Consider the following 26,206-nt stretch of genomic DNA (forward strand, 5'->3'; position numbering starts at 1 on the left):
CCTTAGGCAGCCTGGAAGGGAAGAAGATCGCCATCGTGGGGGACATCCTCCACTCCCGGGTAGCCCGCTCCAACGCCGAACTCCTCCCCCTCCTAGGGGCGGAGGTCTGGTGCGCGGGCCCCCCCACCCTCCTGCCCGAGGCCCTGCCGGGCGTCCGCCTCACCTCGAGGCTGGAGGAGGCCCTGGCTGAGGCGGACGCGATCATGGCCTTGCGGCTCCAAAAGGAGCGGATGGAGGCGGGGCTTCTCCCCTCCTTGCCCGAGTACATCGCCCTATACCAGATCACGGAGGAGAGGCTTAAAAAGGCTAAGCCCCAAGCGGTCCTCCTCCACCCCGGGCCCATGAACCGGGACGTGGAGGTGGAAGGCCGCCTAGCGGACTCGGAAAGGAGCCTGGTCCAGCGCCAGGTGCAAAACGGGGTGGCGGTGCGGATGGCCATCCTGTATCACCTGCTCGTGGGGAGGGAGGCATGAGGCTACTCATCAAGAACGCGCGGCTCCTAGACGCGAGGGGCGAACGGGGCGTGGCGGACGTCTTCATCGTGGAAGGGCGGGTCACCTTCTCCCCCACGCAGGTCGACCAAGTGGTGGAGGGCAAGGGAAGGTACCTCCTCCCCGGGTTTTTGGACCTCCACGCCCACCTGCGCGAACCTGGTGAGGAGAGTAAAGAAGACCTGTCCACAGGACTTCTGGCAGCCGCGAGGGGCGGGTACACGGACGTGGTCTCCATGCCCAACACCGTTCCCCCTGTGGACACCCCGGAGGCCGTGGCCGCGCTGCGGAAACGGGCCAGCGCCTTAGGCCTGGCCCGGCTCCACCCTGCGGCCGCCCTCACCGAAGGCCAGGAGGGCCGGCGGATCACCGAGGCCGCCCGGTTACAGGCGGCAGGGGCTGTCCTCCTCACGGACGACGGCCGGACGAACGAGGACGCGGGGCTTCTCGCCCTGGGCCTCATCCAAGCGGGGGCGTTTGAGCTTCCCGTGGCGGTCCACGCGGAGGACGCCTCCTTGAGGCGGGACGGGGTTATGAACCAAGGGAGGGTCTCCGAAGCCCTGGGCCTTCCCGGAAATCCAAGCGAGGCCGAGGCCGCCCGCATCGCCCGGGACCTCGAGGTCCTGCGCTACGCCCTAAGAAGAGGCCCTGCTCGGCTCCACATCCAGCACCTTTCCACCCACAGGGGCCTGGAGCTCTTGCGAGAGGCCAAAAGGGTGGGCCTTCCCGTGACCGCGGAGGCCACCCCCCACCACCTCACCCTCACGGAGGAGGCCCTAAGGTCCTTGGACCCCATCTACAAGGTGGCCCCACCCCTCCGGACGGAAGAGGACCGAGAAGCCTTGATCCAAGGGCTTTTGGAGGGAACGATCGACGCCATCGCCACCGACCACGCCCCCCACACCCTGGCGGAGAAGGAGAGGGACCTCCTCAGGGCCCCCTTCGGCATCCCCAACCTGGAGGTGGCCTTCCCCCTCCTGTACACGGAGCTTCACGTCAAGCGGGGCTTTCCCCTGAAGCGGCTGGTGGAGCTTTTCACCGACGGACCGCGGAAGGTCTTAGGCCTTCCGCCCATCCACCTGGAAGAAGGGGCGGAGGCGAGCCTCACCCTCATCGACCCCTCCCCAAGGCCGGTGGAGCCCTCGAGCTTCGCTTCCAAGGCCAAGTTCAGCCCCTGGGCGGGATGGGTCCTGGAGGGCTGGCCCGTACTCACCCTGGTGGAAGGGCGGGCCGTCTACCGTCTAGAATAAAGGGGTGCTGAAGAAGCTTCTGGAAGCCGACGCGATCGGGCTCCGCCTGGAGTGGGTGGGCGGGCTTCCCCTCTGGGAGGTCCACCCCACCTACCGTCACCGGAAGGCGGTGGACCGCATCCGGCAGAGCATCCGCCCCCTGGAGGAAGGCTGCGGGTGCGTGCACGTGGCGGATGTCTACATCCAGTTCCCGGATGGCTCGCTCAAAAGGCCCGATATCGCCCTTTTTTGCCGGGAGCCCGAGGAACTAGACGAGGCCATCACCCAGATTCCCCAAGGGGTGGTGGAGGTGGTAAGCCGCGGGTACGAGGCCAAGGACCTCGAGATCGGCCCAAGGTTCTACCTCTCCCAGGGGGTAAAGGACGTGGTGGTCTTCGACCCCTACACCCTCCTGGTCCTCCACCTGCGGAAAGACCGGGTGGAGCGGCACATCTCCCCAGTGACCCTCCGCCTCGAGGGGTGCGAGCTCACCGTCTAGGCCTGAGCTCGGCTAGGCTTCTTATGCCCTCCGCCTCCATCCTCTGGAGAAGGCCCTTTAGGAGCCTCCGGGGGAGGAGGGGGCCTTCGTAGACCAAGCCGGTGTAGACCTGGACCAAGGAGGCTCCCGCCACAAGCCTCTCCCAGACGTCCTCGGCGCTAAACACGCCCCCCACTGAGATGACCTCCAGCCCCGGCCTGGCGCTTTGGATGTGGTGGAGGACCTCGAGGCTCCGTCTGGCCAAGGGCCTTCCCGAAAGCCCACCCTCCTCCTTGGCCCAAGGGCTTGCGAGCCCTTCCCGGGAAAGGGTGGTGTTGGTGGCCACCAGGCCCCTAAGCCGGTGCTTCTCTACTAGGCGAAGGACCTCGTCCAACTCCCCCGGGGAAAGGTCGGGGGCGATCTTCAGAAGCAGGGGTTTGTCCGTCCGGATCTCCGAGAGGAGTTCGTCCAGAAAAGGCCCCTCCTGAAGGGTCCTCAGACCCGGGGTGTTGGGAGAGCTCACGTTCAAAACGAAGTAATCCCCCAAGGCCTCCAGCGCGTGTAAGGCCCTTAGATAATCCTCCGCGGCCCGCTTTAAGGGTGTGTCCCGGTTTTTCCCCAGGTTAACCCCGACCACCAAGGGAAGGCCCCTGGCCCGGAAGGCCCCAAGCCTGGCCTTGGCCGCCTCCACGCCCCGGTTGTTGAACCCCATGCGGTTGATAAGGGCCTGGTCCTCTGGAAGCCGGAAAAGCCTCGGCCTTGGGTTTCCCGGCTGGGGCCTTGGGGTGAGGGTCCCCACCTCGGCGAAGCCGAAGCCCAAGGCCCACCAGGCCCCCAGGGCCCGGGCATCCTTATCCATCCCCGCCGCCAGGCCCAAAGGGTTGGGAAAGGAGAGGCCCAGGGCCTCCACCCTGAGGCGCGGGTCCTCCACCCGGAGGAGCCGGCCTGGCTCCTCTAAAAGAGGCCCCCGTTCGGACCAAAACGCCAGGAGGGAAAGGGTCAGCTCATGGGCCTTCTCGGGGTCCAGGGCAAAAAGAAACCGGTGCACTAAAGTAGTGTAAGATCAAAAGCATGTGGAAGGCGATCCTTGGATATCTCACCCTAGGCCTCCTTTCGGCTTGCTCCTTTACGGTCACGGTCCCCTTGCCGGACCAGACGCTTACCCTCACCGCCTCGAATACCGCAGGGAAGATCCTCTACCCCAAAACCCCCCTTGGCGCCTCCGCCCCCATCCAAACCGCGCGGGTGATCCTCACCGGAGAGGCGGAGCTTAGCCCATTCACCCCGATCTCCTTGGACGTGTACGCCCGGACCTCGGCCCCTTCCCTTCTGGGTGTGTGGACCTTTCCCTCTATGTGGACGCCTACGCCTGCGATGTAACCCAAGCCGACGCAATCGTGGGAAGGATCGATTTTAAAGCCGCCCAAACCACTTCCTTCACCCTGGGCCAGACCGGGGGGGAGATCCTGGCCCAAGGGATCAATCAAGGCCAGCTCTGGCTGGGGGTTAAGGTGGCGGGGACGGGGAGCGTCAACGCCACCTTGCACCTCAAAAACATGAAGGCCACGGTCACCGCCCAGCTTTGAATTTGTAAACCCCGCCCTCTTTCGCCCTACCCCCCGGGGTAGAATAGGGGCAGATGAAGGAGCCTCTTCTCAGCCTTGAACTGCCCGTCTTACCCCTTCGCAACACGGTCGTCCTCCCCCACGTGACCACAGCGGTGGACGTGGGCCGTCCCAAGAGCAAGAGGGCGGTGGAGGAAGCCCTCCAGGGGGATCGGTTCATCTTTTTGGTCACCCAGAAGGACCCGGAGGTGGACAGCCCCGAGCCCGAGGACCTGTACGAGTACGGCACCTTGGCCGTGGTGAAGCAGGCCCTGCGCCTGCCGGATGGCTCGTTGCAGGTGATGGTGGAGGCGAGAAACCGTGCCCGCCTCCTCCGGTACGTGGCGGCCCCTTACCTGAGGGCCGTCGGCGAAGTCCTGCCAGAGGGCCCCGTGGAGGATAAGGAGCTGGCCCGCATCCTGATCTCGGAGGTCCAGGAGGCTTTTGAACGGTATCTTCAGAACCACAAGACCATCAAACTGGACCGTTACCAGCAAGAAGCGATCAAAAGCACCCTAGACCCCGCGATCCTGGCCGACACCGTGGCCCATTACACCACCTGGGATGCTCAGGAAAAACAAGGGCTCCTGGAAACCCTCTCGGTGGAGGAACGGCTCAAGCGGGTTCTGGCGCTTCTTTTGCGGGACCTCGAGCGCTTCGAGCTGGACAAGCGGATCGCCGCCCGGGTCAAGGAGCAGATGGACCAGAACCAGCGGGAGTACTACCTCCGGGAGCAGATGAAGGCCATCCAGAAGGAGCTCGGGGGTGGGGAGGACTTCCTCAGCGAGATCGAGGAGCTCCGCGAGCGCATTGAGAAAAAGGGGATGCCCGAGGGGGTGAAGGAAAAAGCCCTTAAGGAACTCAAGCGCCTGGAAAAGATGCAGCCCGGCTCCCCCGAGGCCACGGTGAGCCGCACCTACCTGGACTGGCTTTTGGATGTGCCCTGGACCGAGGCCGACCCGGAGGTCTTGGACATCCAGGTGACCAAGCGGGTTCTAGATGAGGACCACTACGGCCTTAAGGAGGTGAAGGAGCGCATTCTAGAGTACCTGGCGGTGCGCCAGCTGACCCAGGGGAAGGAGGTGCGAGGCCACGCCCCCATCCTTTGCTTCGTGGGCCCCCCGGGGGTGGGCAAGACCTCCTTAGGCAAGAGCATCGCCCGGAGCATGAACCGCCGCTTCCACCGCATCTCCCTAGGAGGGGTGCGGGACGAGGCGGAGATCCGGGGCCACCGGCGCACCTACATCGGGGCCCTCCCCGGAAAGATCATCCAGGGGATGAAGCAGGTGGGGGTGGTGAACCCCGTCTTTCTCCTGGATGAGATCGACAAGATGAGCGCCGACTGGCGGGGCGACCCGGCAAGCGCCATGCTGGAGGTCCTCGACCCCGAACAGAACCACACCTTCACCGACCATTACTTGGACGTCCCCTACGACCTCTCCCGGGTCTTCTTCATCACCACCGCCAACACCCTCTCCACCATCCCCAAACCCCTCTTGGACCGGATGGAGGTGATTGAGATTCCCGGGTACACCGCCCTCGAGAAGCGGGCCATCGCCCGTCACTTCCGCTGGCCCTTCCAGGTGAAAGAGGCGGGGCTGGAGGGAAGGCTGGAGATCACCGACCGGGCGATTGACCGAATCGTCCAGGAATACACCCGGGAGGCAGGGGTGCGGAATCTGGACCGGGAGCTTTCCAAGGTGGCCCGCAAGGCAGCCAAGGACTACCTGGAGGCCCCCTGGGAGGGGGTGCGGGTGGTGGACGCCAACGACCTGGAGGCCTACCTGGGGGTGCCCAGACACCGGCCCGACCGGGCGGAGAAGGCCCCCCAGGTGGGGGCGGCCCAGGGCCTGGCCTGGACCCCCTATGGGGGCACCCTCCTCACCATAGAGGCCGTGGCCGTCCCGGGGACGGGTAAGGTGAACCTCACCGGCAACCTGGGGGAGGTCATGAAGGAGTCCGCCCACGCTGCCCTCACCTACCTGCGGGCTCATCGGGAGGAATGGGGCCTCCCCGAGGGCTTCCACAAGGACTTCGACCTCCACATTCACGTTCCCGAGGGGGCGACGCCCAAGGACGGGCCCTCTGCCGGGATTACCATGGCCACCGCTTTGGCCAGCGCCCTCACCGGGCGGCCGGTGCGCATGGACATCGCCATGACCGGGGAGATCACCCTGCGGGGCCGGGTTCTGGCCATCGGAGGGGTAAAGGAGAAGCTCCTCGCCGCCCACCAGGCGGGGATCTACAAGGTCATCCTTCCCCGGGAAAACGCCCCCGAGCTCAAGGAGGTGCCGGAGGAGGTCCTGAAGGACCTCGAGGTCACCTTTGTGGAGGAGATCGGGGAGGTCTTAAGGCTCCTCCTCCTCTCCCCCGCCCCACCCCCGAGGACCCCGGGGGAGAGGCCTCAACCTGGCCTGGGGCTATAACCCCTTCCCTCCGGGAAGGCCTGGGGTAGCCCAGTAGGCGGCCAAGGGCCAGCCCCCTCCACGCCGAAAGGCCTACAGGAAGGCGGACCAGGGGGGTGGCTCGGCTGGGGGAGGGTCAGGGGAGCTCCTCCTTCCGGTTGGCGTTGAGGAAGACCCGCTTCCCGAAACGGACCACCACCTCTTCCGCCAGGACATAAGTGGCCCCTAACGCCTCCATGACCTGCCCCAAGCGGAGGTTCCCCTCCCGGATCTGCCGCTCCACCTGGGGGAGGCAGTCCTTGTGGTAGAAGGCCATGAGGGGCTCGAGGTGGCCCTCGGGGTTCCAAGGGACCACCACGGGATGGGGCGAGGCCAGGGCCTTTTCATAGAGGAGGGCCCAGTACCCAGGGGTAAGGAAGGGAAGGTCACAGGCCGCCACCGCCACCCAAGGAAAGCGGGCCTGGACGAGGGCGGTGTGAAGGCCGGAGAGGCTGTCCGCCCCCGGAAGGAGGTCAGGGTAAACGGGTACGCCGAAAGCGTAGGGGCGGTTCGCCACGATGAAGCGCTCCCCGGCTTCCTCCAGGCTGGCCAGCACCCAAGCCAAAAGGGGCCTCCCCCGGTAGGCGTAAAGCGCCTTATCCGCCCCGAAGCGGCGGGACCTTCCACCAGCTAAGACCGCGCCCGTGTACACGGCCCCAGTCTAAGCGCCCGGCCCTTGTAAGGATCCGTCTGGTCCGCCTTTGCAACATCAAAAGCGGCCTTTGCCCAGAAGACTGCGCCTACTGCGCCCAGTCCGCCCGCTGGGCCACCTCCGCCCCCCGGTACCCCCTCCTCACCCCGGAGGCCATCCTGGCCCAGGCGGAAGAGGCGCGCCAAAGTGGAGCCGCGAGGTTCTGCCTAGTTAGCGCCACTCGCAGCCCCAGCCCTAGGCTCCTGAGGCGCATCGAAGAGGTGGCCCCAAAGATCAAGGCGATGGGCCTGGAGCTCTGCACCTCTTTGGGCCTCCTTACGGAAGAAATGGCCCGGAGGCTTAAGGAGGCGGGCGTGGACTATTACAACCACAACCTCAACACGAGCCAAAGCCGCTATCCCCAGATCGCCACCACCCACCGGTACGAGGACCGGCTAAAGACCCTGGCCGCGGCCCGAAAGGCAGGGCTCAAGCTCTGCAGCGGGGTCCTCCTGGGCTGGGGGAGACGCTGGAAGAAACCCTGGAGATGGCCCTTGCCCTCCGCAGGCTGGGCGCGGAAAGCGTGCCCGTCAACTTCCTCCTCCCCATCCCCGGAACGCCCTTAGGCAAGGAGCCTGGCCCTCGGCTTCCCCCCGAGGAAGCCCTAAGGCGGCTCGCCCTTTTCCGCCTGGCCCTGCCTCGGGCGGAGCTCAGGGCCTCTGCCGGACGGGAGCAGTACTTCGGCCCCCACCTGCCCCTGGCCCTTCGGATGGTGAATAGCATCTTCATCAAGGGCTACCTGACTCAGGGGGGTGCGGCCCTCGAGGAGGACCTTACCCTTCTCCAAGGCCTTGGCCTCGAGGTGGTCCCAGGCTAGAGGGCCTCCGCGAGCCGCTTAGCCCAAAGCGGGGCGAGGAGGAACCCCGTGGAACCGAACCCCGTGAGGGCGTACCCCCCAGGGATGGCCGTAAGAGGTTCAAAAAGCCGGAAACGTACCCCTCGCCAAGCCGAGACCACCTTGGGCCGGCGGCCAAGAAGCGCCTCAGCCCCTGAGAGGAGCCACTCCACCTCCCCTTGCGTCGGAGGGGGCTCCCCGTACGCCTCTAGGTTTAGATAACTCCCCCCCAGGGCGTTGCCCGCCAGGAAGACCCGATGGCTCAAGGCGGGCTCCACCCAGTCCTCGAGGAGAAGCTCAATCCCCGCCACAAGCCGCCCCCCAAGGCCAAAAAGCCCGGCTCCTCTGGCTCCTCCTGCGTAAACGAGGAGCTCCGGGGTGTAGCGCCGGCCGTCTTCCAGATGCAGGGTGCCGTCCCAGGCCACCGCCCGGCCAAAGGCGATCTCCAACCCCTCGGCCATCCGGGCAAGCAGGGGCCCGGTTTCGAGCCAGAAGACCGTAGGCAGGAAAACCCCTTCCCGTCTCCACTCGTGGGGAAGGCCCACCTCCTTAAGCCGAAGGGCAAGCCTCTCCCGCTCGCCCTCGGGCACCCACCTTAGGAGGCCGAAGTGAAGCTTGGAAAAAGGCGCGTAAACGGTTCGCGCCAGCTCGAGGGCCTCGACCCCCTCCGGCAAAACCACCTCCCGCCTACCCCGCACGGGGTTGACCAGGGCGATGGGCACCCGGCTCGCATCCCCCAGGCGCTCCGCCACCACCAGCACCCGTCTTCCCCGGGCCCGGAGCATCCGGGCCAGGGAAAGCCCCGCGATGCCCGCCCCAAAAACCAGGATCAGAACCGGTACGCCTCCCCTTCCTTCTGGCAAAGCCCCCGGGCCCTTAGGTCTTCCAAAAGCGCCCGGGCCTCCTCGAGGCCCATGTAGGGCAGAAGGTCCTCAGGGGAAAGCCGGCCGCCCCGGCGCCAGGCCTCCTTAAAGGCGAGCCGCTCCCGGGCGGCCGCCCCCAGTCCCCCCCTTTCCAAACGGGTCTGCCAGGCGTAGATCCCCACCCCACCCAAGGCCCCCAACCCCAGGGCCAAAAGGCCACCCCAAAGGGTGAAGCCGGAGGCGGAAAAGAGCAAAAGCCCCAAGGCCAGCCCGACGGAAAGGGGAAGGACCGCCCTCATGCTCCCCCCTAGGCCACGGGCAAGGGGATGGGCGCAGGCACCTTGGACCCCACCACCTCCCCGAAGAGAAGGTGGGGCGTGGCCTGCTTGACCTCCACCTGGTAAAGCCCCGGAACCGGTGCCTGCTCGCTGGGAATGAGGACCGGGTGGTTACCCCGGTCATGCCCCTGGACGAAGCCTTCTTCCTTGGCCGACCCCCGCACCAAAACCTCTACCCTTTTCCCCACCCAGGCTTGGTTGCGGCGGTAGCTCCACTCCTTCTGCTTCTCAATAAGCCGCATGAGCCGCTCCACCTTCACCTCCCGGGGTAGGTCCTGGAAGTGCTTGAAAGCAGGCGTCCCCGGCCGGGGGGAGTAGATGAACATGTAGGCTTGGTCGTACCCCACCTCGTCGTAAAGCGAAAGGGTTTCCTGGAAATCTTCCTCTGTCTCCCCGGGAAAGCCCACGATAATGTCGGTAGAGAGCACCGCATCTGGCAGGTACTCCCGGATTCTACGGATCCGATCCAGATAGAAACCCCGACGGTACTCCCGGGCCATCCGTCTCAGGATCCGGTCCGAACCGGACTGGACGGGAAGGTGGATGTAGCGGCAGATGCTGGGGGTTTCGGCGATGGCCTCGAGGATGTCGTCGGTGAAGTTGATGGGGTGGCTGGTGAGGAACCGCACCCGGGGGATCCCCATCCTCCCCACCATCCGGAGGAGGTCGGCAAAGCTGGGAAAACCCGGCTGGTCCTTGCCGTAGGAGTTCACATTCTGCCCAAGAAGGGTCACCTCCACCACCCCGGCCTGCCTTAGGGCCTCGATCTCCTGGAGGATGAGGTCGGGGTGGCGGGAGACCTCCGGCCCCCGGGTGGTGGGAACGATGCAGTAGGTGCAGTGATGGTTACACCCGCGGATGATGGTCACGTGGGCGGAGAGCGTCCCCTTGGGGGGTGGGGGGATGTAGTCCAGAAGATCCCGGCGGAAGGTGAGGTCCTGGAAGCGTTCGTTCGCCTGCAAGGCCTCGGGCAAGGAGGTCAGGGCCCCAGGGCCCAGGAGGATGTCCACCCCGAACCTACCCGCCATCTGCTTCCCCTCGTCCAACTGGGCCAGACAGCCCATGAGGCCGATGAGAAGGCCCCGGCGTTCCTTCTCCTTGCGGAGCTTTCCCAAAAGGGCGCGGACCTTTTCCACCGGCTTGCCCCGGACCGCACAGGTGTTCACCAGGACGAACTCCGCCTCCTCCACCGAGTCCACGAGCTCCCACCCCAGGCTCACCAGCTCGCTCGCCACCAGGTGGGAGTCGTACTCGTTCATCTGGCAACCGAAGGTGATGATGTGTGCGCGCATCCTTCCTCCTGAGGCGACCGGGGGGATCCCGGGCCCCTAGTAGACCAGTCTACCCGGTAGACGGGACCGCATGAAGTCAAAGGCTGCTTTCCGAACAAAGCCCGTGGTCAAAAAGGGGCCCGTCCGCCCTTCCCGAACCCCCTGGGTCCGCTGGGCTCACCATGGCCTCACACCGAAGATCCACCCCCTTAGAATACCCTCGTGAGCTTGGCGGGGCTTCTCGCATCCCTCGAGCCCCTGGGGGGGTTTGAGGCCCGGGTCTATGCGGCCAGGGACCGGGTCTACAAGGTCTACGCCCCCGAGGAAAAGCACCTGGCCTGGCTCGAGGCGAAAAACCTGGCCCGGGCCGGGCACGGCGGGATGGTCTTGGGGGTCCAGGAGGTGGAAGACCATGGCCTCCTCGTCCTCAAGCGTTTCTTTGGACGGCCCTTTTCCCGAGAGGCCTTCACCCCGGCCCTGCTTGGGGCCATCTCCGCCTATTTCCAAGCCCTTCACCGCCTTCCCGAACCGGGAAGGGTGGCGGAGGAGGCCCTTCTGGCCCGGATGGACCAGTTCCTAGAGGTCCTGTCCGACCTCCCGGAAGCCCGCGGCCTCCTTCTGGCCCTGGCCAAGGAGGTCAAGCGGGTGGCGGGGCTGGAAAAGGCCTTCTGCCACCGGGACCCGTGGGCGGGAAACCTCCTGGTGCAACGTACAATGAGCGGCGACCCCATCTTCCTGGTGGACTGGGCCCGGGCCGGGGGGGACGACCCCGCCCGGGACCTGGCCATCCTTAAGACGGGAAGCCTGGATCTTCTGGGAGAAGCCTCGGATGAAGCCTTGGCCCGCATCGTCCGCTCCTACCCCAAGGCCCAGGAGGTCTGGACCCGGCTCCGCTTCTGGGTTCCCCTGACGTATCTGCATGACCTGGTCTGGTTCCGCACCAAGGCCAAGCAGGGGTTCAGCGAGGCCGTTTCGGAAAAACTGCCCTTGGCCTTGCGCTTCTTCCACACCCCCCCCGGGCTGTGGTAGCCTCTTTGGGGATGCGGATTACCCTGGTGGACCACCCCCTCGTCCAGCACAAGCTGGCCCATATCCGGGATAAAAGCACGGGGAGCAAGGACTTCCGGGAACTCATGAGCGAGGTCTCCCTCCTCATGGCCTACGAGGCCATGAGGGACCTCGAGCTCGAGGAGAAGGAGGTGGAAACCCCCCTGGCCAAGGCCAAGGTCCGGGTGCTTTCCGGAAAGAAGCTCGCCCTGGTGGCCATTTTGAGGGCGGGCCTCGTCATGGTGGAGGGAATCTTGAAACTCGTCCCCGCCGCCCGGGTGGGGCACATCGGCCTCTACCGGGACCCCGAAACCCTAAGCCCCGTCCAGTACTACGCCAAACTTCCCTCCGACATCGCAGAGCGCCGGGTCTTCCTCCTGGACCCCATGCTCGCCACCGGGGGCAGCGCCAGCCACGCCCTTTCTCTGCTGAAGGAAAAGGGGGCCAGAAACGTCAAGCTCATGTCCATCATCGCCGCCCCTGAGGGCCTCGAGCGGATCGCCAGAGACCACCCCGCGGTGGAGGTGGTGGTGGCCGCGGTGGACGAACGCCTGAACGACCACGGCTACATCGTCCCCGGCCTAGGGGACGCGGGGGACCGCATCTACGGGACGAGATGACCGAGTTCCTGCGACGCATCGGCGTGGCCGACCCCTGGGGGGCAGGGTTTTTGACCGTTCTTTTGGTCTTTGCCCTAGCCCTTTTCGCCACCTGGCGCTTCATCCCGTACGTGCGCCGCTTTGCCCTTAAGGTGGGCTGGGCTGACCAGCCCAACGAGCGCCGCCTCAACACCACCCCTTTGCCCAACGCGGGGGGGCTCGCAGTCTATGCGGGGGTGGTCTTGGCCCTGGTCCTCGCGACCCTGCTCAGGCCTATCCTCATCGCCGAGGTCCAGATCCAGGTCCTGGCCATCCTCCTGGGGGGCAGCTGGCTTGTTCTGGTGGGCTTCATAGACGATCAGTTCGGCCTGCCTCCGCTTTTTCGTCTGTTCGTCCAGAGCCTGGCCGCTTTCCTCCTCGTGGCCACGGGCATCCGGTTTGAAACCGCCTTCGGCGGCACCCTGGACCCCCTTTTGAGCCTCTTCCTTACATGGCTTTGGGTAGTGGGCATCACCAATGCCCTGAACCTGATGGACGGCCTGGACGGCCTGGCCGGGGGCATAACCTTTATCAGCGCCATGAGCCTCCTGGCGGTCTCCGCCCTCCACCCATACTGGGCGGCAGGCACCCTGGTCCTCGCCGCCTTGGCCGGGGCCACCTTGGGGTTTTTGCGGCACAACCTCCACCCCAGCCGCATCATCCTCGGGGACGCGGGGGCCTACTTCTTGGGCTATGCCCTGGCCGCCACCGCCCTCTTGGGAAACCTCAAGGTCACCACCCTCCTGGGCCTTTTGCCCCCCGCCCTCTTCCTTCTGCTGCCCATCCTGGACACCACCCAGGTGGTCATCCGCAGGCTCATGAGGGGCCAGAACCCCCTTGCCACCCCGGGCAAGGACCACATCCACCACGCCCTTTTAAAGCGGGGGTTTTCCCAAAGGCGGGTTGCCTTTTTCCTCTGGGGACTGGCTTTGGCCTTCAATCTCCTGGCCATGCTTTACTTGCGGGTGCCCCTCGAGTCCATCCTAACCACCGCCTTGACCATCCTGACGGGGCTGGGCTGGGTCACGTACCGGCGCCTGAGGGCGCTCCTTAAAGAGGCCAAGGAATGAAACGCGTTGTCTTGGCGTTTGGAACCCGGCCCGAGGCCACTAAGATGGCCCCCGTCTATCTAGCCATGGAAAAAATCCATGGAATTGAACCCCTCGTCCTCCTCACCGGCCAGCACCGGGAACAGCTCCTTCAGGCGCTATCCCTCTTTGACCTTCCCGCCCACCGTAACCTGGACGTGATGACGGAACGGCAGACCCTTCCGGGGCTGGCCGCCCGCATCCTCCCCCAGGCGGCCAGGGCTCTTAAGGAGATGAGGGCGGACTACGTCCTGGTCCATGGGGACACCCTCACCACCTTCGCCGTGGCCTGGGCGGCCTTCCTCGAGGGCCTTCCCGTAGGGCACGTGGAGGCGGGCCTCCGGAGCGGAAGCCTGAAGGAGCCCTTCCCGGAGGAGGCCAACCGCCGCCTCACGGACGTGCTTACCGACCTGGACCTCGCCCCCACCCCCTTGGCCCGGGACAACCTCCTAAAGGAGGGCAAGCCGCGGGAAACCATTTTAGTCACGGGCCAGACGGGCGTGGACGCCATCCTCCTCGCCGCGGAAAAAGGACGCCTTCCCGAAGGGCTTCCCCCTGGGCCCTATGTGACCGTCACCCTGCACCGGCGGGAGAACTGGCCTATTTTAAAAGACCTGGCCGAGGCCTTGAGGCAAGTGGCCCTGGCCTTTCCTGGCCTCACCTTCGTCTACCCCGTCCACCTGAACCCCGTGGTGCGGGAGGCGGTCTTCCCCGTCCTCCAAGGGGTAAAAAACTTCGTCCTCCTGGACCCCTTGGCGTACGGCCCCATGGCTGCCCTCCTCAAACAAAGCCTCCTCATCGTCACCGACTCGGGGGGCCTACAGGAGGAGGGGGCGGCTTTAGGGGTGCCGGTGGTGGTCTTGAGGAACGTCACGGAAAGGCCGGAAGGCCTCGAGGCGGGCATTTTAAGGCTGGCCGGAACCAGGCCTAAGGGGGTTTTTCGGGCGGTGGCCGAGCTTCTGGAAAACCCGGAGGAGCTCGCCCGGATGAGGAGGGCCAAGAACCCCTATGGGGACGGTCGGGCGGGGGAGCGGGTGGCGAAGGGGGTGGCCTGGCGGCTGGGGCTTGGGCCTAGACCCGAGGAGTGGCAGCCCTGAGCCAGAAAAAAAGGCCCAGGAGGGCCAGACCGCCCAAAACCCCCGCCGCTGCCCCCCCGCCCAGCCGATCAAACAGGGCCCCGGTGAGGTAGGCCCCCAGAGGCCCGGTGCCCAAAAGGAAGAGGGAGTAAACCGACATCACCCGGCCTCGCAGCCGGTCCGGGACCTCCAGCTGAACGGCGGTGTTGGCGTTGATGAGGACGCTGATCATCGCAAATCCGCCCAAGGCAAAGAAAAAAGCCGCCCAAGCCGGGGAGGGCTTGAGGGCCAGGGCCAGGTGAACGAGGCCCAGGAGCACCCCGCCCCCCACCACCCAGGCCAGGCTGGGCCTGCCCCTTAAGGCCATCCCCAAAGCGGCAACCAGGGCCCCCAGGCCCACTGCGGAAAGAAGCGCTCCATACCCCGTTGCGGAAAGCCCTAGAGCCAGCCGGGCGTAGGCGGGGACCAGGGTCTGGAAGTTCATGACGAAAAGGCTGGTGAGGAAGACCACCCCCACCACAAACCGGACCCGGGGGGTTTCCCAGACGTATCGAAGACCCTCCAACCCCTCCTTGAGGAAGGGGCGACGCGCATCTTCCGCGGGGCTTGCGTCTTCCTTTCCCAGAAGGATGAATAGAAGCGGTACAAAGGAAAGGGCATTGAGCAAAAAGGCCACCCCCACCCCGTATTGGGCGATCAGCACCCCGCCCACGACGGGGCCGAGAAGGCGGCTCAGGTTAAAGCCGAAGGAGTTTAGCGCGATGGCCCCAGGATACCGCTCCCGCCCGGCGAGCTCCACGGTGTAGGCCTGACGCACCGGAAGATCCAGGGCGTTCATGGCCCCGTAGAGGAGGGCAAACCCCAGGACGTGCCCATAGCGAATCCGGCCAAAGAGGATCAAAAAGGCCATTAAAAAAGCCAAGAAAGCCATCCCGCCCTGGGTGAAAAGCAAAAGCCGTCGCCTAGGATACCGATCCGCCAAGACCCCGGCGGGGAGGGAGAGAAGCAGCGAGGGCAGGAACTGAAAGGCCACCACCAACCCTAGACGCTCCGCGCTGCCCGTAAGGAGCAAAACCAGCCAAGCCTGGGCCGCGGACTGCATCCAGGTACCCAGCTGGGAGGCCAAAAGGGACAGCCAGTAGGCGCGGTAACCGGGGTCTTGCAAAAGGGCCAAGGCCAGCACCCCCTGATTCTAATCGGACTGACCGGTCAGTCGCATCTCTTGACACCCACCCGGGGGGCTTGTAGCGTAAAAGCGCAAACCTATGCAGGAGGTGCCCGTGAGAAGACTCCTGATCGCCCTCGGAATCCTGGGACTGGGCCTGGCCTTTGCTCAGAAGGCCAAAGTCGTGATCGGAACGGGAAGCACCGGAGGGGTTTTCTTCTACTATGGAACCGCCCTGGCGGATATTCTGAACAAGGCTGGGGTGGCCGAGGCCCAGCCGGTCCAAACTGGAGGGTCCTACGATAACCTTCAGCTCCTAAGGGACCGCACCGACCCGGCAGGCCACACCTATTACTGCGCCCTCACCACCACCGACTCCGCCTATGTGGCCTACACCGGGGAGGAACCCCGCTTTAGGCCCAAGAAGGCTGACCAACAGCGGGTCCTTTTCTACATGTACCCCTCCTTTGTTCACCTCGTGACCACCGAGAAGTCGGGGATTAAGGTGGTGCAGGACCTAAAGGGGAAGCGGGTCTCCACGGGGCAGCCCGGCTCCTCCACCGAAAACCTCGCCCTCCTCGTGCTTCAGGGGGCAGGGGTTAAGCCGGAAAGCTTTGCCAAACGGGAGCGCCTTCCCGTGGCCGAGGGGGCCAAGGCCCTGGCCGAGGGTACCCTGGACGCCTTCTTCTGGGTGGGCGGGGTGCCCACCTCGAGCATCGTGGAGCTCTCCCAGACCTTGCAGCGGAAAGGGGAGCGGATCTACCTCGTCCCCATAGACCCCAAGAGCACCACGGCCCAGGTGGTCCTGAAGCGCTTCCCTGGCCTGGTAGAGCCCACCCTCGTCTCCAAGAGCATCTATGGAACCCGCAGCGATGTCCCCGGCTTGAACACGGGGAACGTGGTGGCCTGCCCCGCCTCCCTGCCGGAGGAGGTGGCCTACGGCATGATGAAGGCGGTCTTCTCCAACCTCCAGACCCTCCGCACCGCGGTGGCGGCGGCCAAGGACACGAGCCTCGAGGCCACGGCCAGACTCTACGGCAAGCTTCCCATCCCCTTCCACCCCGGGGCGGAGAAGTACCTGAAAGAAGTCGGCGCGATCCGCTAACCCTTGCCCCCCGGGTTCCTTTTGGGGGCTTTGGAGGAGATATGGAACACCTGGAGGCCATCCCTTCCTCCGCCTCTTTCCTCTACCGTCTGGCCCGTTTCGTTCTGATCCTGGGTGCCCTTTACAGCCTTTACCTGGTTCTCCACCCCTTTACCCCCCTGGCCAAGGCGGAGATACCCCTTCTGGACATTATCCAGCTCCAAAGGAGCGTGCACGTTCTCTTCCTCCTCCTGGGGGGGTATCTTATCAGCTTTTTCCGGCCCATGAAGCGCACCCTGGGTTCCTGGGTCTTCTTCCTCGCCTCCCTCATCCCCCTCTTCCAGTTCCTTTTTCCCCAGGTGCCTGGGCTTAAGGTGGGCCTCGAGGTCAAACTGTTTGGGCTTTTGGCCTGGGGCGCGGCGGTCCTCCCGGCCCTTTTTCCCAGGTGGCACCGGGGAGCGGATCTTATCGCCGCCCTCCTTGCTTTTCTTCCCACCTTCTACCAGGCGCGCTACTTTGAAGCCCTCGTCTATCGGGCGGTTCTGCCCGAGCCCTGGGACATGGGGATGTCCTTTGCCCTCATCATGCTGGTCCTGGGGATCGTCTACCGGCTTCTGGGCCCGGTGATGCCCGTCTTGGTCCTCTTCTTCTTCGGGTACAACCTCTATGCCGACCTCTTCCCCGGGGCCTTCCGGGGCAGCCGGCAGGGGATCGATCTTCTCCTGGGCAAAACCTTCAATGAGACCGAGGCCGGGATCTACGGGCTCATCACCGGGGTTTCCGCCAAGTATCTGGTCTACTTCACCCTGCTTTCCGGGATGATCGGGGCCTTGGGCCTGGGGCGGGTCGTGGCCAATCTGGCCATGGCCTTGGTGGGGAAAAGCCCAGCCACGCCAGGTCGCGTCACGGGTATCGCGGGGATCTTCATGGGGATGTTCTCCGGGTCGGGCGCTGCAGACACCCAGTTCGTATCTACTTTAACCAAATCCCTTTATGCCCGGGCGGGGTACGACGTCCACATCGCTTCTGGCATTGCCGCCACAGCCGGAACAATCGCCATCATCACCCCTCCCGTCCTGGGGAGCATCGCCTTCATCATGGCAGAGATCTTACAGATACCCTATTTAAAAATCGCGGCGATGGCGATCGTTCCAGCTCTTTTATACCTCACCGCCGTCTTGAGCTTCAACGAGTTTTACGTCCGAAGGGCGGGCCTTCGTCCCGTAGAAACCCCCTTGGGGATGGCTCGAGGGTGGTACATCCTCCGGTATAGCCCTATCTTCCTCCCCATCCTCCTCATCATCCTCCTCCTCTACCTGGGCTACGAGGTGCGAACTGCGGCCAGTCTGGCCCTTGTGGCCTTCATTCTCCTCGCCTACCTGGACCCCACCTTAAGGCCCAAGGGGTTCAAACCCATTCTCGACGGCCTCGAGGAGGGCTTTAAAACCCTCCTCCCCATCGGCGCGGCCGTCGCCGCAGCCAACCTCATCTTTGCCATGATGGTCATCTCTGGCCTCACCTCCAAGTTTAGCCAACTCCTGACCCAGGTGGCCGGGGAAAACCTCCTCCTGGCCACCCTGATCACCGCCCTTTTCAGCCTCGTCCTAGGCATGGGCGTCCCCCCCACGGCCACCTACGTGATCACCTCGGCCCTTACCGCCCCCGCCATCATCCTCCTCGCGAAACAAAACGGGATACCCGAACAGGCGGCCATCTATGCCACCCACATGTTCCTCTTCTACTACGCCACCCTGGCCGACGTGACCCCCCCGGTGGCCCTGTCCGCCTACGCCGCGGCCAGCGTTTTCGGTACAGACCCCTTGCGCACAGGGATCTACGCCGCCCGGGTGGCCCTGGCCAAATACTTCATCGGTTTTCTCTTCCTCCTGTCCTTTCCCAGCACCGCCCTACTCCTCCTGCCTGTTTTAGAGACCATGCCCCCAGGCCAGGCCTGGCCGCTGATTTTAGAACGGTTCCTCTTCACACTGATAGGGATCGTCTACCTCTCGGCTTCCGGGGCGGGGCATACCCGGAGGCCCCTTGCCCGTTGGGAGGCCTGGGCGCTGGGGCTCTTGGCGGTGGGGCTTTTCGTACCAGTTTTATGGATTAACCTGGTTGCCCTGCTCCTAGGCCTTTTCTTCTTCCGCAAGGGCTTGACCCAGGCCTAAGCGCCTGGGTAGGGTGGAAGGGAAAGGAGGCGGAATGAAACGGATCATCCTATCGGCACTTGCCTTGCTGGTGGGCACGGGCCTAGCCCAAAAGCCCAAGGTGGTCATCGGAACGGGCGGGGTAGGGGGAGTGTATTTCTATTTCGGCACCACCCTGGCCGAGATCTGGAACAAAGCTGGGGTGGCCGAGGCCCAGGCCATCCAGACCGCCGCTTCCATCGACAACCTCCTCCTTCTGGAAAACCGCACTGACCCCAGGTCTGGCACCTACTACTGCGCCACCACCCTGCCCGACTCCGCCTACCTCGCCTACACCGGGGGCCATGAGCGGTTCAAGGACAAGCCCGCCAAAACCATCCGCGTCCTCTTCGCCATGTACCCCAACTACCTGCACATCGTGACCAAGGAGGGCTCGGGAATCCGGGTTCTACAGGATTTGAAAGGGAAGCGGGTATCCACCGGGGCCCCGGGCTCGGGCACGGAAGTGGAGGCCCTTCTCGTTCTCCAGGCCACGGGGATCAGCCCCAAGGACTTTTCCAAACAGGAGCGGCTGGGGGCGCAGGAGAGCGCCAACGCCCTTTCGGAAGGCAATCTAGATGCCTTCTTCTGGTCTGGGGGCCTTCCTACGGCCGCGGTCACGGAGCTCGCCTCCAGCCTCGCCCGGAAGGGGCAGCGGATCTACCTTGTCCCCATAGACGCCAAGAGCACCGTGGCCCAGGTCTTCCAGCGCCGCTTCCCCGGCCTGGCGGAGGTGGGTGTGGTGTCCAAGGCGGTCTACGGAACCCGGGCCGACACCCCCACCCTCTCCTTCTGGAACCTCTTTGTCTGCCCCGCTTCCATGCCCGAGGAGGTGGCCTACGCCCTGACCAAGGCCGCGTTTGAGAACCTGGCCAGCCTGAGAAGCGCCGTGGCTGCGGCCAGGGAGACCACCCTCGAGAACGCGGTCAAGTTCGTGAAGGGGACCATCCCTTACCATGAGGGGGCTTTGCGCTACTTCCGCGAGGCGGGCGCGTTGAAATGAGCCCCTACCGGCCCAGCCTGCGGCCAGGGGTCTGTTTTGCCGCCTTGGCCCTGGTCCTTCTGGGCCTGATTCGCGTGGTGGAGGTGGAGGACAAGGCCGGGCGGCATCTCCTTCTCCTTGCCCCTTGGGACCAGGGGGTGGTGGAGTTTATCAACTCGGTCACGAACAGGCCTGTGCGGATAGAGTTCCAGCTGGGCCGGTTCTTCCAAGGGTTTGCCGCCTACACCGACCCCGAGACGGAAGCCTACTACACGGAGGGCACCTACACCTGGAACCAGCTCTTAAAAAAAGAGGCCAGGAAGCAGCTCTCCTACTGCTCGGAACTGGGGCTCTTCCTAAAGCTGGGCGAGCGGTGGTTCAGCGCCCAGGGGGAATGCCTCGAGGCCCGTATACTATGGCCACCATAGTGCTTGATAAAATATACTGAGTGGGGTACACTAGGGCCGGAGGTGGAGGATGCGCTGGAACCTCGACCCGGCCCACACGAGCATCGAGTTCTCCGTGCGGCACATGATGATCGCCACCGTGAAGGGGACGATCCGCCTAAAGGAGGGGTACGTGGAGACGGACGAAAGCGGAAAGCCCCTCCGGGTGACAGCCCGGCTGGACGCCAAGAGCATCTACACCGGCGTGCCGGATCGGGACAACCACCTGCGCTCCCCCGACTTTTTGGACGCGGAGAACCACCCAGAGATCGTGTTCAAGAGCGAGAGGATTACCCCCTTGGGCGAAGGCCGTTACCGGGTGGAGGGGGAGGTGACCATCCGCGGCGTCACCCGGCCTATGGCCTTTGAGGTGGAAACCCAGGGCCCCGTGAAGGACCCCTGGGGGAACGAGCGCCTCGCCGCCCACTTTGAGGGGAGGCTAAACCGCAAGGACTTCGGCCTCACCTGGAACATGGCCCTCGAGGCCGGCGGGTTGCTCGTGGGGGACGAGGTCCGCTTTAGCGTGGACACCCAGGTGGTGAAGGCCGAAAAAGTCGTCTCCTAAGCCATGCGCACCGCTCAATCCCCTCTTGGCCTCCTTTGGCGGTTTGGCCTTAGGGCCACAGGGCTCGCCCTCCTGGCCAACCTGCTCCTCTATGGCCTGGCCCGCCTCCTTGGGGTGCCCTTTGAGGTCAGCCCCCCAGGCCAGGGAACCCAGGAGGTGGGCTGGGCGAACGTCGCCCTCCTGACCGTTCTCCCCATGCTCTTGGGTCTGGCCCTCTATGCCCCCCTCCGCCAGAGGACGCCGAAGGCCTTTCCCCTTTTCCAGGGCCTTGCCCTCCTGGTCTTCCTCCTCTTGGCCTTCGCGCCCTTCGCCGCCACGGAAGAGGGGAGCACCCGGCTGGCCCTGAGCCTCCTTCACATTCCGCCTGTGGCGGGCTTCCTCTGGACCCTCCACCGGGTGGAAAAGGCCTTGGGATGAAGGAACGCCTCCTCTCCTTGACCCTCCGGGTACGGAACCTGGAGGGGATGCTGGGTTTTTATCAGAACACCCTGGGCCTTCGCCTCGAAGCCGACCCTCCCCTCTACCGTCTTTTCCCGGAAGGCCAGACCTTCACCCTGACGCTCCTTCACGACCCCCAGGCCCCCTTAAGGCCCTACCCCTCGGTGGGGCTTTACCACTTCGCCCTTCTCGTGCCCGACCGGACCGCGCTTGGTGGGCTTCTCCTTCGCCTTCACCAGGCGGGGGCCTACTTCGAAGGCGCGGCGGACCACGGGGTCTCAGAGGCCTTATACTTCCGCGACCCCGAGGGGAACGGCCTCGAGCTCTACCGCGACCGCCCCCAGGGGGAGTGGCCCCGGAAAGGGCCTTTAATGTTTACCCTGCCCCTGGACCTGAAGGCCTTGGTCCAGGAGGGCAAGACTCCGAAAACCCTCCCCCCAGGGACCCGGCTCGGCCACATCCACCTCCACGTGGAGGATCTGGCCCAAGCAGAGGCCTTTTTTGGAGAAACCCTGGGCATGTCGGTCACGCTAAGAAGTTACCCCGGGGCCTTGTTCTTCGCCTGGGACGGATACCATCACCACGTGGGAGCCAACCTCTGGGCGGGAAGGCGAAGAGCCCCGGAGGGGGCCACAGGCCTTCTGAGCTACACCTTCCGCGCACCCAAGGGCGTGGCGGCGGGAAGGCTCCTTGACCCCACGGGGGCCGAGGTGGTCCTCCTGCCTGAGGCTTAATGGGGCCGCCCCTTGACAGGCGTGCCTCCGGCCTCTAAACTCAGGGGCAATATGCGGAGAGGGGGGCACCGGTTTGGGTTTTATTATCCCGGGCGGGGCGCCCTCTGGCCCGCATAGAACCGTTCTGCGGCAGGGCGCCCCCAAAGGGGCGCCCAAAGCGTTTCTAAGGAGGGGGAGATGCTCATCGTAATGAAACGGGAAGCCACGGAAAACGAGATCGAAGGGGTCATCCGGGAGATCGAACAGGTCGGGTACCGGCCCCACGTCTCCCGAGGGGAGGAGCGGACCCTGATCGGGGCCATTGGAAAGGGGCCCACGCCAGAACTGATGGAGCACTTCCGGGCCCTACCCGGGGTGGCGGAGGTCATCCCCATCAGCAAACCCTATAAGCTGGCGAGCCTCGAGGTCCAGCCCTTTCCCACGGTGCTCGAGTTCCCCACGGGCAAGACGGGGGGCGGGCATGTGATGGTGGCCGCGGGCCCTTGTGGGGTGGAGTCGTACGAACAGACCCTCACCGCGGCCCGGTATGTCAGAAAACATGGGGGGCAGATGCTCAGGGGCGGGGCCTTTAAACCCCGGACCAGCCCCTACGCCTTCCAGGGCCTGGGGGTGGAGGGGCTTAAAATCCTGGCGGAGGCCCGAAAGGAAACCGGCTTGCCCGTGGTTACCGAGGTCCTCTCGCCGGACCAGGTGGAGCTTGTGGCGGAGTATGTAGACGCGCTACAGATCGGGGCGCGAAACGCCCAGAACTTCCCCCTGCTTCAGGCGGTGGGGGAGGCAGGCAAGCCGGTCCTCCTCAAGCGGGGCATGAGCATGACCCTGGAGGAGTTTTTAATGAGCGCGGAGTACATCCTCGCCCGGGGGAATATGCAGGTCATCCTGGTGGAGCGGGGCATCCGCACCTTTGAAAAGGCCACCCGGTTCACCCTGGACGTCTCCGCCGTCCCCGTTCTGAAAAGCTGGACCCACCTCCCCGTCTGGATCGATCCTTCCCACCCGGCTGGAAAGCGGGAGTGGGTCACCCCCCTCGCCCTGGCCGGGCTTGCCGCGGGGGCGGATGGGATCATCGTGGAAACCCACCCCGAGCCGGAAAAAGCGCTTTCGGACGCAGCCCAGCAGCTCCACGAGCACGAGTTCGCCGAGCTCATGAACAGGGTGCGGGCCCTGGTGAAGGCCCTGGGCCGCTCCCTCGAGGGCGCCTACACCCCCAGATGAAACCCCTCTACCCCAGGGTCGGGATCTTCGGCGTGGGCCTTTTGGGAGGGAGCGTGGCGCTGGGGCTTAAGGAGCGGTTTTTGGTGGAAGAAGTCCACGCCTACGACCAGGACCCAAAGGCCCTCGAGGCCGCCTTGGCCCTGGGGGTGGCGGACCGGGTCCACCCCGCCCTGGGGCCCTGGGTGGCGGATCTGGACCTGGCGGTCCTGGCCGCCCCCGTGGGGGCCTTGGAGGGGCTGGGCCGGGAACTGGCCGGGTACGCCTCGCCCAAGACGCTTTTCACCGACGTGGGAAGCGTAAAGGGCCGGGTGGTCCAAACCCTGGAGGCCACCCTGCCGCGCTACGTGGGGGGGCACCCCATGGCGGGAAGCGAGCGGGCAGGGGTGGAAAACGCCCATGCGGGCCTTTTGCAAAACGCCGTCTGGGTCCTCACCCCCACGGAAAGAACCCCGAAAGCCGACCTCGAGGCCTTAAAAGGCCTGGTGGAGGCCCTGGGCGCCTACCCCGTCCTGCTGCCTCCGGACCTCCACGACCGCCTGGTGGCCCGGGTCTCCCACCTCCCCTACCTCCTGGCGGTGGCCCTCAACCTCTTAGTGGCCAAGGACAAGGACCGGGAGCTTCTCATGTTTCTGGCCGCCGGGGGGTTTCGCGACCTCACCCGGGTGGCCTCGGGAAGCCCCAGGATGAGCCGGGACATGGTGGTGGAGAACAAGGAGGCCCTAAAGGAAGCCATCGAAGACCTAAAGGGGCTCCTCCTACACCTGGAAACCCTCCTGGAAGACCCGGAAGGGCTCTTAAAGGCCGCGGAGGAGGCCAAGCGCACCCGGGATAGCCTGCCCATCGTCCGGCGGAGCCTCCTGCCCGAGATGCACGACCTGGTGGTCCAGGTCCCGGACCGGCCCGGGGAGCTCGCCCGCATCGCCACCGCCTTGGGGGAGGCGGGGGTGAACATCAAGGACATCGAGGTCCTGGCCATCCGGGACGAGGGCGGGGCCATCCGGCTGGGCTTTGCCAGCCGAAAGGAAAAGGAAACCGCGCAGGAGGTCCTTAAGGGGGTGGGGTATCGGACGCGATGACCACCCGGTTTCGGCCCTTCCCCTTGGCCTGGTAGAGGGCGGCATCCACCCTCTGGAAAAAGGCCAGGGGTTGTGAAAAATGCCTACCTAGGCCAGAGCCCTAGGACGAGGGCCAGGGCGGCGAAGACCACCCCTAGGATGAGCGTGAGGCGGTAAAGCCCCCCCGTCACCCCCCGGGCGCTGAAAAGATCGGTGGAGCCGCCCATCAGATCCCCCGCGCCCTGCCTTGGCTCCTGCGCCAGGACCAAGTAGACCAAAAGGCCCGCCACGCCCAGGTAAAGGAGAATGAGAAGCGTGTAGAGAAGATCCATGCCCCTGATTGTACCACTGGAAAGCTGCCTGAGCCCTAGGGTGGCCCCTTGTCCAGACGGGGGTGGACCGGCCAGGGTTTCTCTACTTTGGAGGGTGGGGGCCCCGGGGGCAGCCTCGAGGAGAGGCGCATCGATCAGACCCCCTGGGCGTCGGGGCGGAGCTTGTCCACGGGCAGGCCCGTGACCCCGTGGAAGGCCTCCACCTCCTCTAAAAAGCGCCCGAAGAGGTACAGGGCATCGTGGGGTCCCGGGGCGGCCTCCGGGTGGTACTGGACGGAAAAGACCGGGTAGCGGATGTGGGCCATGCCCTCGAGGGTGCCGTCGTTCAGGCTGACATGGGTGGGCCGGAACTCCTTCAAGGACTCGATGTCCACCGCGTAGCCATGGTTCTGGCTCGTGATCTCCACCTTGCCCGTGAGGAGGTTCTTCACCGGGTGGTTCGCCCCCCGGTGGCCGAACTTCATCTTGTAGGTCCTACCCCCTGCGGCCAGGGCCAGAAGCTGGTGGCCCAGACAGATGCCGAAGGTGGGGAGAAGCCCCATGAGCCGCCAGAGGGTCTCGTGGGCGTACCTGGGCATGGAAGGATCCCCCGGGCCGTTGGAGACGAACAAGCCGTGGGGCTCCAGGGCCATGATCTGGCCTGGAGGGGTCTTGCCCGGGACCACGATGACCTCAAACCCCATGGCGGCCAGGTTCTCCACGATGGCGTGCTTGATGCCGAAGTCCATGACCACGATCCGCCGCCCGGTCCTGAGCGTGGGCCAGGCGTAGGGCAAGGGGGTGGTCACCTCCGGGGTCATGTCCCGGCCGTCTATGTCCGTCCAGGCGCGGGCCTCCTCCTTTAGGGCCTTAAGCTCCTCCGGCGTAAAGGCGTGGCCGGGGCTGCCGTAGAGGCTTGCATGGGCGATGACCCCCTTCAAAACCCCTCCTTCCCGGATCTTCCGCACCAAAGCCCGGGTGTCTATCCCCTCGATCCCCACCACCCCGTAGAACTCCATGAACTCACCCAGGGTCTGCTGCCTCCTCGGCCCCGAGGCGTACCGGCTAAACTCCTTGGCCACAAACCCCTTGACCCAGGGCCGGTTGGACTGCATGTCGTAGACGTTGACCCCATAGTTCCCCTGGTGGGGGTAGGTCATGACCACGATCTGCCCGTGGTAGCTGGGATCGGTCATGATCTCCTGGTAGCCCGTCTGGGCGGTGTTAAACACCACCTCCCCCACCGTCTTTCCCCGGGCCCCGAAGGCGTAGCCGTGGCAGACGGTGCCGTCTTCCAGCACCAAGACCGCGCGCTCTTTCACGCCGATCATTCCTCCTCCCTCAGGCTCAGGCTGCCCATCCCGGCCATTCTAGCCCCCAAAGGGGGGCGGGGCAAAGTGCTTGATGACGGCAATCTCCCGACAGTTCTCGTAAAATGGGCAGGCGTTGCACTCGCTCCAGACCTTGGGGGGAAGGGCCTCGCGGGTGGTCACCTGGTACCCCAGGCCCTTGAAGAACCCCACCTGGAGGGTCCAGGCGAAGACCTTGGGCAGGCCCAGATCCCGGGCCTCCCGCTCGCAGGCCAGAACGAGCCACCGGCCCAGGCCCTGCCCCTGGCGGTCTGGGTGCACGGCCAGCCCTCGGATCTCGGCCAGATCCCGCCAGAGCACGTGCAGGCCAGCCACCCCCACCACGTGACCCTCCTCGTCCTCGAGGACGTGAAAATCCCGGATGTTCTCGTACAGGTGGCTGTGGCTGCGCAAGAGCATAAGCCCCCGCTCCGCCCAGTGGCGGATGAGGGCGTGGATCTGGTCCACGTCGCTAAGGCGCGCCTTCCTCAGCTCCACGCCCGCCTCGCGGCGCACCTTGGGCAGACCTGTCCCGGAAAGCTCAACCAAGCCCCACCTCCTCCTTGGCCTCCAAGACCCGCTC

Annotated in this window: 29 protein-coding genes; 20 read left to right on the top strand and 9 right to left on the bottom strand. The window is 65.1% G+C overall.

Annotation, left to right across the window (positions count from 1 at the left end; translation table 11 throughout):
- The 3 genes from C4301_RS04415 to C4301_RS04425 all read left to right on the top strand — a co-directional run.
- A partial coding sequence (locus C4301_RS04415) for an aspartate carbamoyltransferase (RefSeq protein WP_503012389.1) occupies positions 1–473 on the top strand: 473 nt, incomplete at its 5' end.
- A complete protein-coding gene (locus C4301_RS04420) occupies positions 470–1,741 on the top strand; it encodes a dihydroorotase (RefSeq protein ID WP_352413896.1) in 1,272 nt (423 codons plus the stop codon). The genes C4301_RS04415 and C4301_RS04420, both read left to right, overlap by 4 nt.
- A gap of 4 nt (positions 1,742–1,745) precedes the next feature.
- Complete coding sequence (locus C4301_RS04425) at positions 1,746–2,219, top strand: Uma2 family endonuclease (protein ID WP_352413897.1); 474 nt, start codon at positions 1,746–1,748, stop codon at positions 2,217–2,219.
- Here C4301_RS04425 and C4301_RS04430 read toward each other — a convergent pair.
- Complete coding sequence (locus C4301_RS04430; protein ID WP_352413898.1) at positions 2,209–3,246, bottom strand: quinone-dependent dihydroorotate dehydrogenase; 1,038 nt, start codon at positions 3,244–3,246, stop codon at positions 2,209–2,211. The genes C4301_RS04425 and C4301_RS04430 overlap by 11 nt on opposite strands.
- 289 nt (positions 3,247–3,535) lie before the next feature.
- On the opposite strand from C4301_RS04430, the gene C4301_RS04435 reads away from it, so the two are divergent.
- Together C4301_RS04435 and lon are read left to right on the top strand one after the other, a co-directional pair.
- A complete protein-coding gene (locus tag C4301_RS04435; protein ID WP_352413899.1) occupies positions 3,536–3,784 on the top strand; it encodes a hypothetical protein in 249 nt (82 codons plus the stop codon).
- A 53-nt stretch (positions 3,785–3,837) separates the two neighbouring features.
- The gene (gene lon / locus C4301_RS04440) at positions 3,838–6,228 is read left to right on the top strand and encodes an endopeptidase La (protein ID WP_352413900.1); all 2,391 of its coding nucleotides are present in this window, start codon (positions 3,838–3,840) and stop codon (positions 6,226–6,228) included.
- A gap of 115 nt (positions 6,229–6,343) precedes the next feature.
- Here lon and C4301_RS04445 read toward each other — a convergent pair whose 3' ends face one another.
- Complete coding sequence (locus C4301_RS04445) at positions 6,344–6,898, bottom strand: molybdenum cofactor guanylyltransferase (protein ID WP_352413901.1); 555 nt, start codon at positions 6,896–6,898, stop codon at positions 6,344–6,346.
- Between the two features lie 56 nt (positions 6,899–6,954).
- Here C4301_RS04445 and C4301_RS04450 point away from each other — a divergent pair, with 56 nt between their 5' ends.
- Both C4301_RS04450 and C4301_RS04455 read left to right on the top strand, forming a co-directional pair.
- A complete protein-coding gene (locus C4301_RS04450) occupies positions 6,955–7,503 on the top strand; it encodes a radical SAM protein (protein WP_352413922.1) in 549 nt (182 codons plus the stop codon).
- Positions 7,425–7,754, top strand: a complete 330-nt coding sequence (locus tag C4301_RS04455; protein WP_352413902.1) for a biotin synthase BioB — start codon at positions 7,425–7,427, stop codon at positions 7,752–7,754. Before C4301_RS04450 ends, C4301_RS04455 begins: the two co-directional genes overlap by 79 nt.
- On the opposite strand, the gene C4301_RS04460 is transcribed toward C4301_RS04455, so the two are convergent.
- Genes C4301_RS04460 through miaB form a run of 3 tightly spaced genes read right to left on the bottom strand, consistent with a single transcriptional unit; the run spans position 7,751 to position 10,265 of the window.
- Positions 7,751–8,635: an FAD-dependent oxidoreductase gene (locus tag C4301_RS04460; RefSeq protein ID WP_352413903.1), complete on the bottom strand. Its 885-nt coding sequence runs from the start codon at positions 8,633–8,635 to the stop codon at positions 7,751–7,753. The genes C4301_RS04455 and C4301_RS04460 overlap by 4 nt on opposite strands.
- Entirely contained in the window at positions 8,602–8,934 is a 333-nt protein-coding gene (locus C4301_RS04465) for a hypothetical protein (RefSeq protein ID WP_352413904.1), read from the bottom strand. The genes C4301_RS04460 and C4301_RS04465 overlap by 34 nt, the downstream gene beginning before the upstream one ends.
- An 8-nt stretch (positions 8,935–8,942) precedes the next feature.
- A complete protein-coding gene (miaB, locus tag C4301_RS04470) occupies positions 8,943–10,265 on the bottom strand; it encodes a tRNA (N6-isopentenyl adenosine(37)-C2)-methylthiotransferase MiaB (protein WP_352413905.1) in 1,323 nt (440 codons plus the stop codon).
- 201 nt (positions 10,266–10,466) lie between these two features.
- Between miaB and C4301_RS04475 the strand changes: the two genes are divergently transcribed.
- Genes C4301_RS04475 through wecB form a run of 4 tightly spaced genes read left to right on the top strand, consistent with a single transcriptional unit; the run spans position 10,467 to position 14,114 of the window.
- Complete coding sequence (locus C4301_RS04475; protein ID WP_352413906.1) at positions 10,467–11,273, top strand: phosphotransferase family protein; 807 nt, start codon at positions 10,467–10,469, stop codon at positions 11,271–11,273.
- Positions 11,274–11,284: 11 nt separating this feature from the next.
- Positions 11,285–11,911 carry a uracil phosphoribosyltransferase gene (gene upp / locus C4301_RS04480; protein WP_352413907.1) on the top strand — a complete coding sequence of 209 codons (627 nt, stop codon included), beginning with the start codon at positions 11,285–11,287 and terminating at the stop codon, positions 11,909–11,911.
- Positions 11,908–12,999: a glycosyltransferase family 4 protein gene (locus C4301_RS04485; protein WP_352413908.1), complete on the top strand. Its 1,092-nt coding sequence runs from the start codon at positions 11,908–11,910 to the stop codon at positions 12,997–12,999. Before upp ends, C4301_RS04485 begins: the two co-directional genes overlap by 4 nt.
- Complete coding sequence (wecB, locus tag C4301_RS04490) at positions 12,996–14,114, top strand: non-hydrolyzing UDP-N-acetylglucosamine 2-epimerase (RefSeq protein ID WP_352413909.1); 1,119 nt, start codon at positions 12,996–12,998, stop codon at positions 14,112–14,114. Before C4301_RS04485 ends, wecB begins: the two co-directional genes overlap by 4 nt.
- Here wecB and C4301_RS04495 read toward each other — a convergent pair.
- Positions 14,089–15,276: an MFS transporter gene (locus C4301_RS04495; RefSeq protein ID WP_352413910.1), complete on the bottom strand. Its 1,188-nt coding sequence runs from the start codon at positions 15,274–15,276 to the stop codon at positions 14,089–14,091. The genes wecB and C4301_RS04495 overlap by 26 nt on opposite strands.
- Positions 15,277–15,358: 82 nt before the next feature.
- Here C4301_RS04495 and C4301_RS04500 point away from each other — a divergent pair, with 82 nt between their 5' ends.
- The 9 genes from C4301_RS04500 to C4301_RS04540 all read left to right on the top strand — a co-directional run bounded on the left by C4301_RS04500 (position 15,359) and on the right by C4301_RS04540 (position 23,984).
- Positions 15,359–16,363: a TAXI family TRAP transporter solute-binding subunit gene (locus tag C4301_RS04500; RefSeq protein ID WP_352413911.1), complete on the top strand. Its 1,005-nt coding sequence runs from the start codon at positions 15,359–15,361 to the stop codon at positions 16,361–16,363.
- A 41-nt stretch (positions 16,364–16,404) separates the two neighbouring features.
- Positions 16,405–18,510: a TRAP transporter permease gene (locus C4301_RS04505; RefSeq protein WP_352413912.1), complete on the top strand. Its 2,106-nt coding sequence runs from the start codon at positions 16,405–16,407 to the stop codon at positions 18,508–18,510.
- Between the two features lie 34 nt (positions 18,511–18,544).
- A complete protein-coding gene (locus tag C4301_RS04510; RefSeq protein WP_352413913.1) occupies positions 18,545–19,531 on the top strand; it encodes a TAXI family TRAP transporter solute-binding subunit in 987 nt (328 codons plus the stop codon).
- Positions 19,528–19,938 carry a hypothetical protein gene (locus C4301_RS04515; RefSeq protein WP_352413914.1) on the top strand — a complete coding sequence of 137 codons (411 nt, stop codon included), beginning with the start codon at positions 19,528–19,530 and terminating at the stop codon, positions 19,936–19,938. The genes C4301_RS04510 and C4301_RS04515 overlap by 4 nt, the downstream gene beginning before the upstream one ends.
- Before the next feature lie 49 nt (positions 19,939–19,987).
- The gene (locus C4301_RS04520) at positions 19,988–20,521 is read left to right on the top strand and encodes a YceI family protein (RefSeq protein WP_352413915.1); all 534 of its coding nucleotides are present in this window, start codon (positions 19,988–19,990) and stop codon (positions 20,519–20,521) included.
- Between the two features lie 3 nt (positions 20,522–20,524).
- Positions 20,525–20,938 (top strand): DUF6069 family protein, encoded by a 414-nt coding sequence (locus tag C4301_RS04525; protein WP_352413916.1) that lies wholly within the window; start codon positions 20,525–20,527, stop codon positions 20,936–20,938.
- Positions 20,935–21,693 carry a VOC family protein gene (locus C4301_RS04530; RefSeq protein ID WP_352413917.1) on the top strand — a complete coding sequence of 253 codons (759 nt, stop codon included), beginning with the start codon at positions 20,935–20,937 and terminating at the stop codon, positions 21,691–21,693. The genes C4301_RS04525 and C4301_RS04530 overlap by 4 nt, the downstream gene beginning before the upstream one ends.
- A gap of 177 nt (positions 21,694–21,870) precedes the next feature.
- The gene (gene aroF, locus C4301_RS04535; protein WP_352413918.1) at positions 21,871–22,908 is read left to right on the top strand and encodes a 3-deoxy-7-phosphoheptulonate synthase; all 1,038 of its coding nucleotides are present in this window, start codon (positions 21,871–21,873) and stop codon (positions 22,906–22,908) included.
- On the top strand, positions 22,905–23,984 hold the full coding sequence (locus C4301_RS04540; protein ID WP_352413919.1) for a prephenate dehydrogenase/arogenate dehydrogenase family protein: 1,080 nt from the start codon (positions 22,905–22,907) through the stop codon (positions 23,982–23,984). Before aroF ends, C4301_RS04540 begins: the two co-directional genes overlap by 4 nt.
- An 83-nt stretch (positions 23,985–24,067) precedes the next feature.
- On the opposite strand, the gene secG is transcribed toward C4301_RS04540, so the two are convergent.
- The 3 genes from secG to C4301_RS04555 form a co-directional block, all read right to left on the bottom strand.
- A complete protein-coding gene (gene secG, locus C4301_RS04545) occupies positions 24,068–24,295 on the bottom strand; it encodes a preprotein translocase subunit SecG (protein WP_352413920.1) in 228 nt (75 codons plus the stop codon).
- Between the two features lie 134 nt (positions 24,296–24,429).
- Positions 24,430–25,605, bottom strand: a complete 1,176-nt coding sequence (gene carA / locus C4301_RS04550) for a glutamine-hydrolyzing carbamoyl-phosphate synthase small subunit (RefSeq protein WP_352413921.1) — start codon at positions 25,603–25,605, stop codon at positions 24,430–24,432.
- 39 nt (positions 25,606–25,644) lie between these two features.
- Positions 25,645–26,172 (bottom strand): N-acetyltransferase, encoded by a 528-nt coding sequence (locus C4301_RS04555; RefSeq protein ID WP_352413923.1) that lies wholly within the window; start codon positions 26,170–26,172, stop codon positions 25,645–25,647.
- Positions 26,173–26,206: the final 34 nt, after the last annotated feature.

Source organism: Thermus sp., assembly GCF_040290245.1.
In the GTDB taxonomy this organism is placed as follows: Bacteria; Deinococcota; Deinococci; order Deinococcales; family Thermaceae; genus Thermus_A.